Source organism: Streptomyces griseoloalbus (assembly GCA_014650015.1).
Lineage (GTDB): Bacteria > Actinomycetota > Actinomycetes > Streptomycetales > Streptomycetaceae > Streptomyces > Streptomyces griseoloalbus.
In genome coordinates this window covers 116080-132037 of record BMUD01000006.1, presented here as the reverse complement: position 1 = coordinate 132037, position 15958 = coordinate 116080, and the positions used below count along the sequence as shown (strand labels likewise).

The window sequence follows — 15958 nt, the reverse complement described above, 5'->3', positions numbered from 1 at the left end:
GGACCGTCACTGCCTGGGGCGCGTATCAGCCACTGGAACGGGCGAACGGCCCGCCGCGCGGGTCTGAGAGAATTGGGCACGTGCTCCAACATTCCTTCCTGGCCCGAATCGATCTGCGCGGCGACGCCCTCCCCGAGGGCCCCGCCCTGCGCGACCTGCTGCCCCGAGCCGACTTCGACGTCGCGGCCGCCCTGGAGAAGGTGCGGCCCATCTGCGAGGACGTGCATCATCGGGGCGACGCGGCGCTGATCGACTTCGCCGAGCGGTTCGACGGCGTCCGTCTGGAATCCGTCCGGGTTCCGGCGCGGGCGCTCACCGAAGCCCTGGAAGGGCTGGACCCGGCCGTCCGCGCGGCCCTCGAGGAGTCCATCCGCCGCGCCCGGCTCGTCCACCGCGAGCAGCGCCGCACCACCCACACCACCCAGGTCGTCCCCGGCGGCACCGTCACCGAGAAGTGGGTCCCGGTCGACCGCGTCGGCCTGTACGCGCCGGGCGGCCGGTCGGTCTACCCGTCCTCCGTGATCATGAACGCGGTGCCCGCCCAGGAGGCCGGTGTCCCGTCCGTCGCGCTCGCCTCCCCGGCCCAGGCCGACTTCGGCGGGCTGCCGCACCCGACGATCCTCGCCGCCTGCGCCCTGCTCGGTGTCGACGAGGTGTACGCGGCCGGCGGCGCCACCGCCGTCGCGATGTTCGCGTACGGCACCGAGTCCTGCCCGCCCGCGAACATGGTCACCGGCCCCGGCAACATCTGGGTCGCCGCCGCCAAGCGCTACTTCACCGGCAGGATCGGCATCGACGCCGAGGCCGGCCCGACCGAGATCGCGGTCCTCGCGGACTCCACCGCCGACCCGGTGCACGTCGCCTCCGACCTGATCAGCCAGGCCGAACACGACCCACTGGCCGCCGCCGTCCTGGTCACCGACTCGGCGGAGCTCGCGGACGCGGTGGAGAAGGAGCTGGAACCGCAGGTCAGGGCCACCAGGCACATCGACGACCGGATCGTCCCGGCCCTCAGGGGCCGCCAGTCCGCCATCGTCCTGGTCGACGGCCTCGACGAGGGCCTGCGCGTCGTCGACGCCTACGGCGCCGAGCACCTGGAGATCCAGACCGCCGAACCCGCCGCGCTCGCCGAGCGGGTGCGCAACGCGGGCGCGATCTTCGTCGGCCCCTGGTCGCCGGTGTCGCTCGGCGACTACGCGGCCGGCTCCAACCACGTCCTGCCCACCGGCGGCTGCGCCTGCCACTCCTCGGGCCTGTCCGTCCAGTCCTTCCTGCGCGGCATCCACATCGTGGACTACACCGAGGACGCGCTGGCCGAGGTCGCGCACCACGTGGTGACGCTGGCGGAGGCGGAGGACCTGCCCGCGCACGGCGCGGCGGTCAAGGCGAGGTTCGGCTGGAAGGTACCCGAGAGCAAGTGACCGGCATCGACGATCTCCCCGTACGGGACGAGCTGCGCGGCAAGTCCCCCTACGGCGCGCCCCAACTGGACGTCCCCGTACGGCTGAACACCAACGAGAACCCCTACCCGCTGCCCGAGCCGCTGGTCGAGCGGATCACCGAGCGGGTCCGTGAGGCCGCCCGGCACCTCAACCGCTACCCCGACCGGGACGCGGTCGAACTGCGCACGAAACTGGCCGAATACCTGACGAAGACGGCCGGCCACGAGGTCGGCCTGGAGAACGTGTGGGCCGCCAACGGCTCCAACGAGGTCATCCAGCAACTGCTGCAGACCTTCGGCGGACCGGGCCGCACCGCGATCGGCTTCGAGCCGTCGTACTCGATGCACGGCCTCATCTCGCGCGGCACCGGCACCGGCTGGATCTCCGGTCCCCGCAACGAGGACTTCACCATCGACCTCGCCGCCGCCGAGCGGGCCATCGCCCAGCACCGCCCGGACGTCGTCTTCATCACCACCCCCAACAACCCCACGGGCAACGCCGTCCCCCCGGAGACGGTCCTCGCGCTGTACGAGGCCGCCCAGTCCGCCAAGCCGTCGATGGTGGTGGTGGACGAGGCGTACATCGAGTTCAGCCACGGCGACTCGCTGCTCCGCCTGCTCGAAGGACGCCCGCACCTGGTCGTCTCCCGCACCATGTCGAAGGCGTTCGGCGCGGCGGGCCTGCGCCTCGGCTACCTCGCCGCGCACCCGGCGGTCGTCGACGCCGTCCAGCTCGTCCGGCTGCCGTACCACCTGTCGGCGGTCACCCAGGCGACCGCGCTGGCCGCCCTGGAGCACACCGACACGCTGCTCGGCTACGTCGAGCAGCTCAAGACCGAACGGGACCGGCTGGTCGCCGAACTGCGCGCCATCGGCTACGAGGTCACCGAGTCCGACGCGAACTTCGTCCAGTTCGGCAGGTTCGAGGACGCCCACGCCACCTGGCGGAAGATCCTCGACCGGGGTGTTCTGGTCCGGGACAACGGCGTACCGGGCCGGCTGCGGGTCACCGCCGGTACCCCCGCCGAAAACGACGCGTTCCTCGACGCGGTCCGTGATCTCAAGAAGGAACAGGAGCAGAGCGCATGACTCGCGAAGGCCGCGTGGGAAGAGTCGAACGCACGACGAAGGAAACGTCCGTCCTCGTCGAGATCGACCTCGACGGCACCGGGAAGACCGAGATCTCCACCGGGGTGGGCTTCTACGACCACATGCTCGACCAACTCGGCCGGCACGGTCTGTTCGACCTGACCGTGAAGACCGAGGGCGACCTGCACATCGACTCGCACCACACCATCGAGGACACCGCCCTCGCCCTCGGCGCCGCCTTCAAGCAGGCCCTCGGCGACAAGGTGGGCATCTACCGCTTCGGCAACTGCACGGTCCCGCTGGACGAGTCCCTCGCCCAGGTCACCGTCGACCTGTCCGGCCGCCCCTACCTCGTGCACACCGAGCCCGAGAGGATGGCGCCGATGATCGGCGAGTACGACACCACGATGACCCGGCACATCCTGGAGTCCTTCGTCGCCCAGGCCCGGATCGCCCTGCACGTGCACGTCCCGTACGGGCGCAACGCGCACCACATCGTGGAGTGCCAGTTCAAGGCCCTCGCCCGCGCCCTGCGCTACGCGTCCGAACGCGACCCCCGCGCGGCCGGCATCCTTCCCTCCACGAAGGGCGCGCTGTAAGCCATGAACGGTCTGTCCACCGTCCTGATCGTCGTCGGCCTGTTCCTCGTCGGCGGGATCGTCTCCTTCGTCAAGCAGAAGATGCCCACGAGCCTGATCGTGGTCCTCTCGATCGGCGCCGCGATGTGCCTCGTCAGCGGCGCCCTGAGGCTGGAGGTGTGAGCGCTTGAGCAGCACTAGGAAGGTCGTGGTCTTCGACTACGGCTTCGGCAACGTCCGCTCCGCCGAGCGCGCCCTCGCCCGCGCGGGAGCCGACGTCGAGATCACCCGTGACTTCGACCGGGCCATGAACGCCGACGGGCTGCTGGTACCCGGCGTCGGCGCCTTCGCCGCCTGCATGCAGGGCCTGAAGGAGGCGCGCGGCGACTGGATCGTCGACCGCCGGCTCTCCGGTGGCCGCCCGGTGATGGGTATCTGCGTCGGCATGCAGATCCTGTTCGCGCGCGGCATCGAGCACGGCGTGGAGACCGAGGGCCTCGACGAGTGGCCCGGCTCGGTCGAACCGCTCCAGGCCGAGATCGTGCCCCACATGGGCTGGAACACCGTGGACGCCCCGGCCGGCTCCGAGCTGTTCGCCGGCCTCGACGAGGACGCCCGCTTCTACTTCGTGCACTCCTACGCCGTCCACGACTGGACCCTGGAGACGACCAACCCGGCGATGCGCGCCCCGCTCGTCACCTGGTCCACCCACGGCAAGCCGTTCGTGGCCGCCGTGGAGAACGGCGCCCTGTGGGCGACCCAGTTCCACCCCGAGAAGTCCGGCGACGCCGGTGCCCAGCTCCTCACCAACTGGATCGGAACCCTGTAGAGACATGGCCAAGCTCGAACTGCTCCCCGCCGTCGACGTCCGCGACGGCCAGGCCGTCCGCCTGGTGCACGGCGAGTCCGGGACGGAAACGTCGTACGGCTCCCCCCTGGAGGCCGCCCTCGCCTGGCAGCGCTCCGGCGCCGAGTGGCTGCACCTGGTCGACCTGGACGCCGCCTTCGGCACCGGGGACAACCGTGAGCTGATCGCAGAGGTCGCCGGGGCGATGGACATCAAGGTGGAGCTGTCCGGCGGCATCCGCGACGACGACACCCTCGCCGCCGCCCTCGCCACCGGCTGCACCCGCGTCAACCTCGGCACCGCGGCCCTGGAGAGCCCCGAGTGGGTGGCCGGGGTCATCGCCGAGCACGGCGACAAGATCGCCGTCGGCCTCGACGTACGCGGCACCACCCTGCGCGGCCGCGGCTGGACCCGCGACGGCGGCGACCTCTACGAGACGCTGGCCCGCCTCGACAAGGAGGGCTGCGCCCGCTACGTCGTCACCGACATCGCCAAGGACGGCACCCTCCAGGGCCCCAACCTGGAGCTGCTGAAGAACGTCTGCGCCGCCACCGACCGGCCCGTCGTCGCCTCCGGCGGCGTCTCCTCCCTGGACGACCTGCGCGCCATCGCCGGCCTGGTGCCGCTCGGTGTCGAGGGCGCCATCGTCGGGAAGGCCCTGTACGCCAAGGCGTTCACCCTGGAAGAGGCCCTGGAGGCCACCTCGTGAAAAAGGACACAGTGCGATGACGTCCGATGCCGTACGGCGCGTGCAGAGCGGAAGCCCCTGGGAGGAGTCCTTCGGCTTCGCGCGCGCCGTGGCGGCGGGTGACCGCGTCCTGGTGGCGGGCACGACCTCGTTCCGGGGCCGCGTGCTGTACGGGGAGGGCGACCCGTACGAACAGGCCAAGGTGGCCTTCACCATCGCGCTGGAGGCGATCGGCGAGTTCGGGCTCGGCATCGAGTCCGTGATCCGCACGCGCGTCCACCTCGCCCACGCGCGGGACGTCGACGCGGCCGGCCGGGCCCACAAGGAGCTCTTCGACTCCGTGCGTCCGGTCACCACCGTCCTGGTGGTCGAGGGCTTCGTCGACTCGCGCGTGCTGGTCTCAGTAGAACTGGAAGCATTCAGAGGAGCCGTGAACTCATGACCCTGGCGGTCCGAGTCATCCCCTGCCTGGACGTGGACAACGGCCGGGTCGTCAAGGGCGTCAACTTCCAGAACCTGCGCGACGCGGGCGACCCCGTCGAGATGGCCAAGGTGTACGACACCGAGGGCGCCGACGAGCTGACGTTCCTGGACATCACCGCCTCGTCGGGCAACCGCGAGACGACGTACGACGTGGTGCGCCGCACCGCCGAGCAGGTGTTCATCCCGCTCACCGTCGGCGGCGGCGTCCGCACCACCGAGGACGTGGACAAACTGCTGCGGGCGGGCGCCGACAAGGTGGGCGTGAACACCGCCGCCATCGCCCGCCCCGAGCTCATCCGCGAGATCGCCGAACGCTTCGGCCGCCAGGTCCTGGTCCTCTCCGTCGACGCCCGCCGCACCGCATCCGGTTCCTTCGAGGTCACCACGCACGGAGGCCGCCGCGGCACCGGCATCGACGCCGTGGAATGGGCGCACCGCGCCGCCGAGCTGGGCGCGGGCGAGATCCTGCTCAACTCCATGGACGCCGACGGCACCAAGGACGGCTACGACCTGGAGATGATCGCCGCCGTCCGCAAGCACGTCACCGTCCCGGTGATCGCCTCGGGCGGCGCCGGGAAACTGGCCGACTTCCCGCCCGCGGTCGCGGCCGGCGCGGACGCCGTCCTCGCCGCCTCCGTCTTCCACTTCGGCGACCTGCGGATCGGCCAGGTCAAGGACACCCTGCGGGAGGGGGGCCACCCGGTGCGGTGAGGCTCAGTGCGCCGACTGGGTCAGCTGGATCAGGTTGCCGACCGTGTCGTCCAGGACCGCGGTGAGGAACGGGCCCTGTTCCTGCGGGTCCTGGACGAAGTGGACGCCCTCCCCGCGGAGGCGTTCGAACTCCGCGCGGAGGTCGTCCACCGAGAGCACGATGGCGGGCAGGCCCGCCTCGCGGACCGACCTGCGGTAGGGCTCGGCGATCGGGCCCTGGCCCGGCTCCAGCAGGAGCTCCAGATCCTGCTGGGCGCCCTCGCGGGCGCCCACGGTGACGAACAGCGTGCCGTCGCCCAGGTCCATGTGGGTGCGGGTCTCGAAGCCGAGGACATCGGTGTAGAAGGCGTGCGCCTTCGCCACGTCGTCGACGTACACGCTGGTCATGGCCACTTTGATCACGAACTGCGCCTTTCGGATACGGATCAGATGCCGAGCTGCTTGCTCTCGCGCAGCTTCGCGATCGCGTCCTCGTCGCCCTCCACCTCGACCTTGGCCGCGCTCTGCCGGCCGTAGGCGAACAGCACCAGCTCGGACGGCTCCCCGGTCACCGTCACCACCGGGGTGCCGCGGTGCGCCACCGCCGTCTGGCCGTTCGGACGCCGCAGCACCAGGCCCGTCGGCGTGCCGCGGCCCATCAGCCGGGCGGAGCGCTCCAGCCGCGACCACAGGGCGTCCTGGAACACCGGGTCGAGTTCACGCGGCGTCCAGTCGGGCTGGGCCCGGCGGACGTCCTCCGCGTGGACGTAGAACTCGACGATGTTCGACAGCTCGTCGACCTGCTTGAGCGAAAAGGGCGAGAAGCGCGGCGGACCGGTCCTGATCAGCTGGATCAGCTCCTCGTACGGCTTGGCGGTGAACTCCGCCATCACCCGCTCCAGGCGCGCCGCGAGCTGCTTGACCAGCATTCCGCCCGCCGCGTCGGGGCGGCGCTCGCGCACCACCACATGGGCGGCGAGATCCCGGGTCGTCCAGCCCTCGCACAGGGTGGGGGCCTGAGGGCCCGCGGTCTCCAGCAGATCGGCCAGGAGGAGTCGTTCACGCTTGGCATGGGTCGACATGCCAGCCAGCCTACGGCCGAGTGCGGGGTCCGCCCAGTGGAACGGTCCGGGGCCGGTGGCCGGGGCGCGGCACAATGGTCCGCATGACCAGCACGTCCCGGCCCAGCCGCCTCGACCCGGAGATCGCCGCGCGGCTCAAGCGCAGCCCCGACGGCCTCCTGCCCGCCATCGCCCAGCAGTACGACACCGGAGAGGTGCTGATGCTCGGCTGGATGGACGACGAGGCGCTGCATCGCACGCTGACCACCGGCCGCTGCACCTACTGGTCGCGCAGCCGGCGGGAGTACTGGGTCAAGGGGGACACCTCCGGACACGTGCAGCACGTCAAGTCGGTCGCCCTGGACTGCGACGCCGACACGGTGCTCGTCAAGGTCGACCAGGTGGGCGCCGCCTGTCACACGGGCGCCCGCACCTGCTTCGACGCCGACGTCCTGCTGAAGGACGCCCCCGCCGACGGCGCCGATTCCGGCGCACCCGCCTCGGATCAGTAGGGTCTGCCGCCATGGATCTCGAGACGTTCCGCAAGCTCGCCACCGACCGCCGGGTCATCCCGGTCACCCGCAAGCTGCTCGCCGACGGCGACACCCCGGTCGCGCTCTACCGCAAGCTGGCCGCGGAGCGCCCCGGCACCTTCCTCCTGGAGTCCGCCGAGAACGGGCGCTCCTGGTCCCGCTACTCCTTCGTCGGCGTCCGCAGCTCCGCCCACCTCACCGAACGCGACGGGCGGGCGCACTGGGAGGGCACCCCGCCGGTCGGAGTCCCCACCGACGGCGACCCGCTCGCCGCGCTGCGCGCCACCCTCGAGGCCCTGCACACCCCGCGCGACCTCGCCCACGACCTGGGCCTGCCGCCCTTCACCGGCGGCATGGTCGGCTACCTCGGCTACGACATCGTGCGCCGCCTGGAGAAGATCGGCCCCGGCGAGCGGGACGACCTGGGACTGCCCGAGCTGACCATGCTGCTCACCAGCGACCTCGCCGTCATGGACCACTGGGAGGGCGCCGTCTGGCTGATCGCCAACGCGATCAACCACAACGACCTCGAGACGGGCGTGGACGAGGCGTACGCCGACGCCGTGGCCCGTCTCGACGCCATGGAGGCCGACCTCGCCCGCGCGGTGGCCCAGCCGCCCGCCGTGCTGCCGCCCTCGGAGCTGCCCGAGCACACCGCGCTGTGGGGCGGCCCCGACTTCCGGCGGGCCGTCGAGGACATCAAGGAGCGCATCCGCGCGGGGGAGGCATTCCAGGTCGTACCGTCGCAGCGGTTCGAGACCCCGTGCACGGCGAGCGCGCTGGACGTCTACCGGGTGCTGCGGGCCACCAACCCCTCGCCCTACATGTACCTGTTCCGCTTCGACGGCTTCGACGTCGTGGGCTCCTCCCCGGAGGCCCTGGTGAAGGTCGAGGACGGACAGGCCATGGTCCACCCCATCGCCGGCACCCGGCCCCGCGGCGCCACCCCGCAGGAGGACCAGGCCCTCGCCGACGAACTGCTCGCCGACCCCAAGGAGCGGGCGGAGCACCTGATGCTCGTCGACCTCGGGCGCAACGACCTCGGACGCGTCTGCGAGCCCGGCTCCGTCGAAGTCGTCGACTTCATGTCCATCGAGCGGTACTCGCACGTCATGCACATCGTCTCGACGGTCACCGGCCGGGTCACCGCCGACCGCACCGCGTTCGACGTGCTCACCGCCTGCTTCCCGGCCGGCACCCTCTCCGGGGCGCCCAAGCCCCGCGCGATGCAGATCATCGACGCACTCGAACCGTCCCGGCGCGGGCTGTACGGCGGCTGCGTCGGCTATCTCGACTTCGCCGGCGACTCCGACACCGCGATCGCCATCCGTACGGCCCTGCTGCGGGACGGCACCGCGTACGTCCAGGCCGGCGCCGGAATCGTCGCCGACTCCGACCCGGTCGCCGAGGACACCGAGTGCCGCAACAAGGCGGCGGCGGTGCTGCGCGCCGTCCACACCGCGAACCGGCTGGGAAGGGTCTGAGACGAACCCCGGGTGACGGTTCGCCCGGGGTTCAGGCGATAGTGGATGACGTGACTGCCGTACCTACCCCTCGTTCCGAAGCCGCCGGTTCCGCCCGGACCGGCCGCCTCAGCCTCGCCGTCGCCCTGCTGAGCGGCGCCCTGGGCGCGGCCGTGGCCCTGCTCGCCACCCGGCAGCAGTGGTCGGAGGGCACCGCGACGGTGGCCGGCGGCGCGTTCCCCCTGACTGCCCGGGGCAGCGACGTCACCGGCGTCCCCGCCGCCCTGGCCGTCGTCGGGCTGGCCGCGCTCGTCGCCGTCTTCGCCGTGCGCCGGGCCGGGCGTCTCGCCGTCGCCGCGCTGCTCGCCCTGTCCGGGGCGGGGACGATCGCCGCGGCGCTGCTCGGCGCGTCGGACAGCGCGGCGCTCGACGAGAAGGCCGCGGCGGCCTCCGGTGACACCTCCGCGACCGTGGACGCCCTCAGCCATACGGCGTGGCCCTACGTCGCTGCCGTGGGCGGTGCGCTGCTGCTGGTGGCCGGACTGCTCGCGCTGCGGTACGGGCGGTTGTGGCCGGGGATGTCCGGCCGGTACGAGCGGGCCGGCGCGGCGCGGCCGCGCCGCAGGCCCGCGGCCGTGGACCCCGACCGGCCCGAGGACCTGTGGAAGGCGCTGGACCGGGGCGAGGACCCGACCGGAGCGTGACGCCTCGCCGGCGTGGGACGGGCCGGGGTGGTCGCGCGGCCCCGGGGCCGTCGCGCTCACCCCTCCGGTACCCCCGGTCACCCTGGACGGGTGGGTGCGGGACAATGGGAGCGAGCGTCTGCTCAGACACGTACACAGCAACGAGGAGCAAGCAATGGCGGGCAGCAGCCACGGTCACACCCCGGCCGCCTGGACCGGTGTCATCATCGCCTTCATCGGTTTCTGCGTCGCGGGCGCCTTCATGGTGATGGACCAGCCCGTGGGCTTCTGGGGCGGCATGGGCATCGTGCTCCTCGGCGGTGTCGTCGGCGCCATCATGCGCGCGATGGGCATGGGCCAGCCGAAGAGCGACCACCCCGTGCACCAGGTCACCGGCGACCGCACCCCGGCCCACGCCGAGGGCTGAGCGCCGCGGAGCACTCCGGACGGGGGCGGCCGGCACGGTGGTGCCGGAACCGCCCCTGACACGTGTCCGGGGCGGTTGCGGCAGCGGACGCGCGTCCGGGGCACAATGCACGACGTGAATGCCCACCACCCCGGCGTGATGCGCGGCAGGGCGGCCCGGCTGGCCGTCCCCGCCGGCGTGCTCGCCGCCGTCGCCGGCGCCTTCGCCTACGTCGGAACCGTGGACCCCAACGAGGCCGGCCACTACCCCGTCTGTCCGCTGCTGCGCCTCACCGGCCTGTACTGCCCCGGCTGCGGCGGACTGCGCAGCGCGCACGCCGTCGTCCACGGCGACCTCCTGGCCGCCCTCCAGGCCAACGCGCCCGCCGTCCTCGGCTACGTGGGCTTCGCCGCGCTGTGGACCGTCTGGGTGGTCCGCGCGGTGCGCGGCCGGCCCCTGCGGATCGACCCGCCCCCGGTGCTCCTGTGGTCCCTGGGAGCATTGCTGCTGGTCTTCACGGTTGTCCGGAACCTTCCGTTCGGTGGCTGGTTGCATCCTTGATCAACAGGCGAACGTCCAGGTAGTGGAACCGGCGCCCACCGGATGCGGGGCATGCGCCCTGCTGCGGATACCATCACAGTGACCATCGAAGACCGACCGTCAGGAAGGGGGCCGCTCGCGTGAGTGTGCTCGACGAGATCATCGACGGAGTCCGTGCCGACCTGGCGGAGCGGCAGGCGCGCGTCAGCCTCGACGAGCTCAAGGAACGCGCTGCGAAGGCCCCCGCCGCCAAGGACGGCGTGGCCGCCCTGCGCGGCGACGGCGTCAAGGTGATCTGCGAGGTCAAGCGCTCCAGCCCGTCCAAGGGCGCGCTCGCCGCGATCGCCGACCCCGCGGGACTCGCCGCCGACTACGAGGCGGGCGGCGCCGCCGTCATCTCCGTCCTCACCGAACAGCGCCGCTTCGGCGGCTCGCTGGCCGACCTGGAGGCGGTCCGCGCGCGGGTGGACATCCCCGTGCTGCGCAAGGACTTCATCGTCACCTCGTACCAGCTCTGGGAGGCCCGCGCGTACGGCGCCGACCTCGCGCTGCTGATCGTCGCCGCCCTCGACCAGCCGGCCCTGGAGTCGCTGATCGAGCGCGCCGTGTCCATCGGACTCACCCCGCTCGTCGAGGTGCACGACGAGGACGAGGTCGAGCGCGCGGTGGACGCGGGCGCCAGGATCATCGGCGTCAACGCGCGCAACCTCAAGACCCTCGAGGTCGACCGCGGCACCTTCGAGCGGGTCGCCCCCGAGATCCCCGACCACCTCGTCAAGATCGCCGAGTCCGGCGTCCGCGGCCCGCACGACCTCATCGCCTACGCCAACGCCGGCGCCGACGCGGTCCTGGTCGGCGAGTCCCTCGTCACCGGCCGCGACCCCAAGACGGCGGTCTCCGACCTGGTCGCGGCGGGCGAACACCCGGCACTCCGCCACGGCCGCAGCTGATCCACCGGTAGGCTTGGCCCCGATGAATCCCCCGCCGACCCCGACGACCAGGGACCCGTACGCGCGCCTCGCGCGCGGCTGCCGCCCCCGCGGCTGCCGCGCCCCCGCGCGCCGCGTCCACGGCCGCAGGGTCCGCTACGTCATCGGCGACGAACCCGGGCAGGTCAACGGCATGCGATGGCAGCGCCCGCTTTCCGGGGACGCGGGGAACAGCGCGTCCGGCCACCACCGGCCCGCGGCCGACTGACGAACCCCGCCCCCACGGCGCACAGTGCCCACCCCACACTCACCGTGAGGCTCCAGCATGCCCAGTACCTTCTTCATCCCCGACCCGGAGGGGCAAGTCCCCACCGCCGACGGCTACTTCGGCGCGTTCGGGGGCAAGTTCATCCCCGAGGCCCTCGTCGCGGCAGTCGACCAGGTCGCCGTCGAGTACGACAAGGCCAAGCACGACCCCGAGTTCGCCCGTGAACTCGACGACCTCCTGGTCCACTACACCGGCCGCCCGAGCGCCCTCACCGAGGTGCCCCGGTTCGCCGAGCACGCCGGCGGTGCCCGGATCTTCCTCAAGCGCGAGGACCTGAACCACACCGGCTCGCACAAGATCAACAACGTGCTCGGTCAGGCCCTCCTCACCAAGCGCATGGGCAAGACCCGCGTCATCGCCGAGACCGGTGCCGGCCAGCACGGCGTGGCGACCGCCACCGCCTGCGCCCTCTTCGGCCTCGACTGCACGATCTACATGGGCGAGATCGACACGCAGCGCCAGGCCCTCAACGTGGCCCGGATGCGCATGCTCGGCGCCGAGGTCATCGCCGTGAAGTCCGGCAGCCGGACGCTGAAGGACGCCATCAACGAGGCGTTCCGTGACTGGGTCGCCAACGTCGACCACACGCACTACCTCTTCGGCACCGTCGCCGGGCCGCACCCCTTCCCGACCATGGTGCGCGACTTCCACCGCGTCATCGGCGTCGAGGCCCGCCGCCAGCTCCTCGAGCAGGCCGGACGCCTGCCCGACGCCGCCATCGCCTGCGTCGGCGGCGGCTCCAACGCCATCGGCCTGTTCCACGCCTTCATCCCGGACGCGGACGTACGGCTCATCGGCTGCGAGCCCGCCGGGCACGGCGTCGAGACCGGCGAGCACGCGGCGACCCTCACCGCGGGCGAGCCCGGCATCCTGCACGGCTCGCGCTCGTACGTCCTCCAGGACGACGAGGGCCAGATCACCGAGCCGTACTCCATCTCGGCCGGTCTGGACTACCCCGGCATCGGACCGGAGCACTCGTACCTCAAGGACAGCGGCCGAGGCGAGTACCGGGCGGTCACCGACGACGCCGCCATGCAGGCCCTGCGCCTGCTGTCGCGCACCGAGGGCATCATCCCGGCCATCGAGAGCGCCCACGCGCTGGCCGGCGCGCTGGAGGTCGGCAAGGAGCTGGGCAAGGACGGGCTGATCGTGGTCAACCTGTCCGGGCGCGGCGACAAGGACATGGACACCGCGGCCCGCTACTTCGGTCTGTACGACACCGACGCGGAGGTCGCCGCCGACGAGGCCGGCGGCGCCGCCGAGATCGAGGGGGACGCCAAGTGAGCGGGAACGTGCGGCTGCTGAACGACACCCTCGCCGCGGCGAAGGCCGAGGGCCGTTCCGCCCTCATCGCCTACCTCCCGGCCGGGTTCCCTACCGTGGACGGCGGCATCGAGGCGATCAGGGCCGCGCTGGACGGTGGCGCCGACGTCGTCGAGGTGGGCCTGCCGCACAGCGACCCCGTCCTCGACGGACCGGTCATCCAGACGGCCGACGACATCGCCCTGCGCGGCGGCGTCCGGATCGCCGACGTCATGCGCACGGTCCGTGAGGCCCACGAGGCCACCGGCAAGCCGATCCTCGTCATGACCTACTGGAATCCCATCGACCGCTACGGCGTCGAGCGCTTCACCGCCGAGCTCGCCGAGGCGGGCGGCGCCGGGTGCATCCTGCCCGACCTGCCCGTCCAGGAGTCGGCGCTGTGGCGGGAGCACGCCGACAAGCACGGGCTCGCCACGGTCTTCGTGGTCGCGCCCAGCAGCAAGGACGCGCGGCTCGCCGAGATCACCGCGGCGGGCAGCGGCTTCGTCTACGCCGCCTCCCTGATGGGCGTCACCGGCACCCGCGAGTCGGTCGGCTCGCAGGCCGAGGACCTGGTGCGGCGGACCCGCGCCACCACCGACATCCCGGTCTGTGTCGGGCTCGGCGTCTCCACCCCGGCCCAGGCGGCCGAGGTCGCCGGCTTCGCCGACGGCGTGATCGTCGGCTCGGCCTTCGTGAAGCGGATGCTGGACGCCCCCGACCACGCGGCCGGCGTCGAGGCCGTCCGGGCGCTCGCCGGTGACCTGGCCAAGGGCGTGCGCGGACAGGCGTAACCGGCCGGGTATCCGCAGGTAGTCATACGGGTCCCTCGTACGGGTGGACCTGGGACCGGGGAGGCGCTGTGCGCCTCCCCGGTTCGTTCTGCGGGTGTGAGCGAGAAGAACCGTGAGGGAAAGCGCACCGCCCGGGAGCGGCTGGCGGACGAGCGCGAGAAGCAGAAGGCCGCGGAGAAGCGGCGCCGCACCCTGATCGTGGGTGCGAGCGTGGTCTGTGTCCTGGGGCTCGCGGCGGTGATCGGCATCGTCGCGGCCAACGCGGGCGGCGGCGACAAGAGCGATTCGGCCGGCCCCGTCGTGGCCCCCTCGGGCGCCCTGGGCAAGGACGGCACGGCCATCCCGGTCGGGAAACAGAGCGCCAAGGCCACGCTCACCGTGTGGGAGGACTTCCGCTGCCCGGCCTGCAAGGTCTTCGAGCAGGCCTACAGACCGACCATCCACGAGCTGACCGACGCGGGGCAGCTGAAGGTGGAGTACCACCTGGTCACGCTCATCGACGGCGGCATGGGCGGCACCGGCTCGGGCCACGCGGCCAATGCCGCCGCCTGCGCCCAGGACGCCGGGAAGTTCGCCGCGTACCACGACGTGCTGTTCCAGAACCAGCCGATGGAGAGCGACGACGCCTTCGCCGACAACGGCAGGCTGCTCGAGCTGGCCGGCAAGGTCGAGGGACTCGACACCCCCGCCTTCCGTTCCTGCGTCGAGGACGGCAAGCACGACAGCTGGGTCGTCAAGTCCCATGAGGCATTCCAGAAGGGCGGCTTCAGCGGCACGCCGACCGTCGTGTTCGACGGCAGGAACATCTACCAGGACCGCTCGATGACCCCCGAGAAGTTCAAGCGGATGGTCGAGGAGGCCAACAAGGGATAGCGATGCCCCGGAGGAATCCCGGGGTCCTGTTATGGAGCCGTAGCCGGGCTGCCCGCCGTGCGGCCGGTCCGGCACGGTAGCGTCGACCCTGCCATGGAACTTGCCTACATTCCCAGCCCGTCGAGCGGGGTGCTGTACCTCGGCCCCGTTCCGCTGCGCGGCTACGCGTTCTGCATCATCATCGGTGTCTTCGTCGCCGTCTGGCTCGGCAACAAGCGCTGGGTCGCCCGGGGCGGGCGGGCCGGCACGGTGGCCGACATCGCTGTCTGGGCCGTGCCGTTCGGCCTGGTCGGCGGCAGGCTCTACCACGTGATCACGGATTACCAGCTGTACTTCAGCGAGGGCCGTGACTGGGTGGACGCCTTCAAGATCTGGGAAGGCGGCCTCGGCATCTGGGGCGCGATCGCCTTCGGCGCCCTGGGCGCGTGGATCGGCTGCCGCCGCCGGGGCGTCCCGATGCCCGCCTACGCCGACGCCGTCGCCCCGGGCATCGCCCTCGCCCAGGCCATCGGACGCTGGGGCAACTGGTTCAACCAGGAGCTGTACGGGCGGGCCACCGACCTGCCCTGGGCGGTGGAGATCACGTCCTCCGCCGACGGACGGGAGCCGGGCACGTACCACCCGACGTTCCTGTACGAGTCGCTGTGGTGCGTCGGCGTGGCCCTCCTGGTGATCTGGGCCGACCGTCGCTTCAGGCTCGGGCACGGGCGGGCGTTCGCGCTGTACGTCGCCGCGTACTGCACGGGCCGGTTCTGGATCGAGTACATGCGTGTCGACGAGGCCCACGAGATCCTCGGCCTGCGGCTGAACAACTGGACCTCGATCCTTGTGTTCCTGCTCGCGGTGCTGTACATCGTGCTGTCGGCGCGGAAGCGGCCGGGGCGTGAGGACGTGGTGGAGCCGGGTGTCTCCGACGGGGACGCTGCCTCCGGTGGTGAGGCCGACGGCGCCGACGAGGCCGGCGAGGGCGTGGAGAAGGACGAGGCCGAGGCGTCGGACGGCAAGAAGGAAGCCGACGGGGCCGGGCAGGATTCCAAGGACGGGGCCGGGTCGGCGAAGAAGAACTGACGGTCCGCCGTACGACGCGGAGGGCGCCCGGAGATTCTTCGGGCGCCCTCCGCGTGTGCCGGCCGAGGGGCGCGCAGCCCCGCGCCGGCGGGGTGCCGTCGCGCCCACCCGCGCCGCCCCGGGACCCTTCCAGGCCGTCAAGGCACCGGGGAGGCACGACTG

At 72.1% G+C, this 15958-nt stretch carries 21 protein-coding genes; 19 read left to right on the top strand and 2 right to left on the bottom strand.

The annotated features are described in order from the left end of the window. The first annotated feature begins 80 nt into the window (after positions 1 to 80). Genes hisD through hisF form a run of 8 tightly spaced genes read left to right on the top strand, consistent with a single transcriptional unit; the run spans position 81 to position 5837 of the window. Positions 81 to 1421, top strand: a complete 1341-nt coding sequence (hisD, locus tag IE178_RS11280) for a histidinol dehydrogenase (RefSeq protein ID WP_318279986.1) — start codon at positions 81 to 83, stop codon at positions 1419 to 1421. Next, positions 1418 to 2530, top strand: a complete 1113-nt coding sequence (locus IE178_RS11275) for a histidinol-phosphate transaminase (protein WP_193512135.1) — start codon at positions 1418 to 1420, stop codon at positions 2528 to 2530. The genes hisD and IE178_RS11275 overlap by 4 nt, the downstream gene beginning before the upstream one ends. Further along, positions 2527 to 3129, top strand: coding sequence for an imidazoleglycerol-phosphate dehydratase HisB (gene hisB / locus IE178_RS11270; protein ID WP_193512134.1), 603 nt, complete (start codon positions 2527 to 2529; stop codon positions 3127 to 3129). The genes IE178_RS11275 and hisB overlap by 4 nt, the downstream gene beginning before the upstream one ends. 3 nt (positions 3130 to 3132) lie before the next feature. Continuing rightward, a complete protein-coding gene (locus IE178_RS11265) occupies positions 3133 to 3291 on the top strand; it encodes a CG2302 family histidine operon protein (RefSeq protein ID WP_184763412.1) in 159 nt (52 codons plus the stop codon). Between the two features lie 4 nt (positions 3292 to 3295). Then, positions 3296 to 3937: an imidazole glycerol phosphate synthase subunit HisH gene (gene hisH / locus IE178_RS11260; RefSeq protein ID WP_184763413.1), complete on the top strand. Its 642-nt coding sequence runs from the start codon at positions 3296 to 3298 to the stop codon at positions 3935 to 3937. 4 nt (positions 3938 to 3941) lie between these two features. Then, positions 3942 to 4664 (top strand): bifunctional 1-(5-phosphoribosyl)-5-((5-phosphoribosylamino)methylideneamino)imidazole-4-carboxamide isomerase/phosphoribosylanthranilate isomerase PriA, encoded by a 723-nt coding sequence (gene priA / locus IE178_RS11255; protein WP_184763414.1) that lies wholly within the window; start codon positions 3942 to 3944, stop codon positions 4662 to 4664. Between the two features lie 16 nt (positions 4665 to 4680). After that, a complete protein-coding gene (locus IE178_RS11250; RefSeq protein WP_184763415.1) occupies positions 4681 to 5085 on the top strand; it encodes a Rid family hydrolase in 405 nt (134 codons plus the stop codon). Further along, complete coding sequence (gene hisF / locus IE178_RS11245) at positions 5082 to 5837, top strand: imidazole glycerol phosphate synthase subunit HisF (protein ID WP_184763416.1); 756 nt, start codon at positions 5082 to 5084, stop codon at positions 5835 to 5837. The genes IE178_RS11250 and hisF overlap by 4 nt, the downstream gene beginning before the upstream one ends. A 3-nt stretch (positions 5838 to 5840) precedes the next feature. On the opposite strand, the gene IE178_RS11240 is transcribed toward hisF, so the two are convergent. Further along, complete coding sequence (locus tag IE178_RS11240) at positions 5841 to 6239, bottom strand: VOC family protein (protein WP_193512133.1); 399 nt, start codon at positions 6237 to 6239, stop codon at positions 5841 to 5843. 23 nt (positions 6240 to 6262) lie between these two features. Next, the gene (locus IE178_RS11235; RefSeq protein ID WP_193512132.1) at positions 6263 to 6898 is read right to left on the bottom strand and encodes a TIGR03085 family metal-binding protein; all 636 of its coding nucleotides are present in this window, start codon (positions 6896 to 6898) and stop codon (positions 6263 to 6265) included. A gap of 83 nt (positions 6899 to 6981) precedes the next feature. Between IE178_RS11235 and hisI the strand changes: the two genes are divergently transcribed. From hisI to lgt, 11 genes are all read left to right on the top strand, one after another. Beyond that, entirely contained in the window at positions 6982 to 7389 is a 408-nt protein-coding gene (gene hisI / locus IE178_RS11230; RefSeq protein ID WP_184763419.1) for a phosphoribosyl-AMP cyclohydrolase, read from the top strand. An 11-nt stretch (positions 7390 to 7400) separates the two neighbouring features. Continuing rightward, positions 7401 to 8894 carry an anthranilate synthase component I gene (locus IE178_RS11225; protein WP_193512131.1) on the top strand — a complete coding sequence of 498 codons (1494 nt, stop codon included), beginning with the start codon at positions 7401 to 7403 and terminating at the stop codon, positions 8892 to 8894. 41 nt (positions 8895 to 8935) lie between these two features. Beyond that, the gene (locus tag IE178_RS11220; RefSeq protein ID WP_184763421.1) at positions 8936 to 9577 is read left to right on the top strand and encodes a TIGR02234 family membrane protein; all 642 of its coding nucleotides are present in this window, start codon (positions 8936 to 8938) and stop codon (positions 9575 to 9577) included. A gap of 154 nt (positions 9578 to 9731) precedes the next feature. Next, positions 9732 to 9983 (top strand): HGxxPAAW family protein, encoded by a 252-nt coding sequence (locus tag IE178_RS11215; protein WP_184763422.1) that lies wholly within the window; start codon positions 9732 to 9734, stop codon positions 9981 to 9983. Positions 9984 to 10088: 105 nt separating this feature from the next. After that, positions 10089 to 10523, top strand: a complete 435-nt coding sequence (locus IE178_RS11210; RefSeq protein WP_184763423.1) for a DUF2752 domain-containing protein — start codon at positions 10089 to 10091, stop codon at positions 10521 to 10523. 119 nt (positions 10524 to 10642) lie between these two features. Beyond that, positions 10643 to 11452 carry an indole-3-glycerol phosphate synthase TrpC gene (gene trpC, locus IE178_RS11205; RefSeq protein WP_184763424.1) on the top strand — a complete coding sequence of 270 codons (810 nt, stop codon included), beginning with the start codon at positions 10643 to 10645 and terminating at the stop codon, positions 11450 to 11452. A gap of 22 nt (positions 11453 to 11474) precedes the next feature. After that, on the top strand, positions 11475 to 11699 hold the full coding sequence (gene trpM, locus IE178_RS11200; protein ID WP_184763425.1) for a tryptophan biosynthesis modulator TrpM: 225 nt from the start codon (positions 11475 to 11477) through the stop codon (positions 11697 to 11699). Positions 11700 to 11756: 57 nt separating this feature from the next. Continuing rightward, positions 11757 to 13043: a tryptophan synthase subunit beta gene (trpB, locus tag IE178_RS11195; protein WP_193512130.1), complete on the top strand. Its 1287-nt coding sequence runs from the start codon at positions 11757 to 11759 to the stop codon at positions 13041 to 13043. Further along, positions 13040 to 13855: a tryptophan synthase subunit alpha gene (trpA, locus tag IE178_RS11190; RefSeq protein ID WP_193512129.1), complete on the top strand. Its 816-nt coding sequence runs from the start codon at positions 13040 to 13042 to the stop codon at positions 13853 to 13855. Before trpB ends, trpA begins: the two co-directional genes overlap by 4 nt. Before the next feature lie 96 nt (positions 13856 to 13951). Then, positions 13952 to 14728, top strand: a complete 777-nt coding sequence (locus IE178_RS11185) for a thioredoxin domain-containing protein (RefSeq protein ID WP_193512128.1) — start codon at positions 13952 to 13954, stop codon at positions 14726 to 14728. 93 nt (positions 14729 to 14821) lie between these two features. After that, positions 14822 to 15796, top strand: coding sequence for a prolipoprotein diacylglyceryl transferase (gene lgt, locus IE178_RS11180; RefSeq protein WP_193512127.1), 975 nt, complete (start codon positions 14822 to 14824; stop codon positions 15794 to 15796). Positions 15797 to 15958 lie beyond the last annotated feature (162 nt).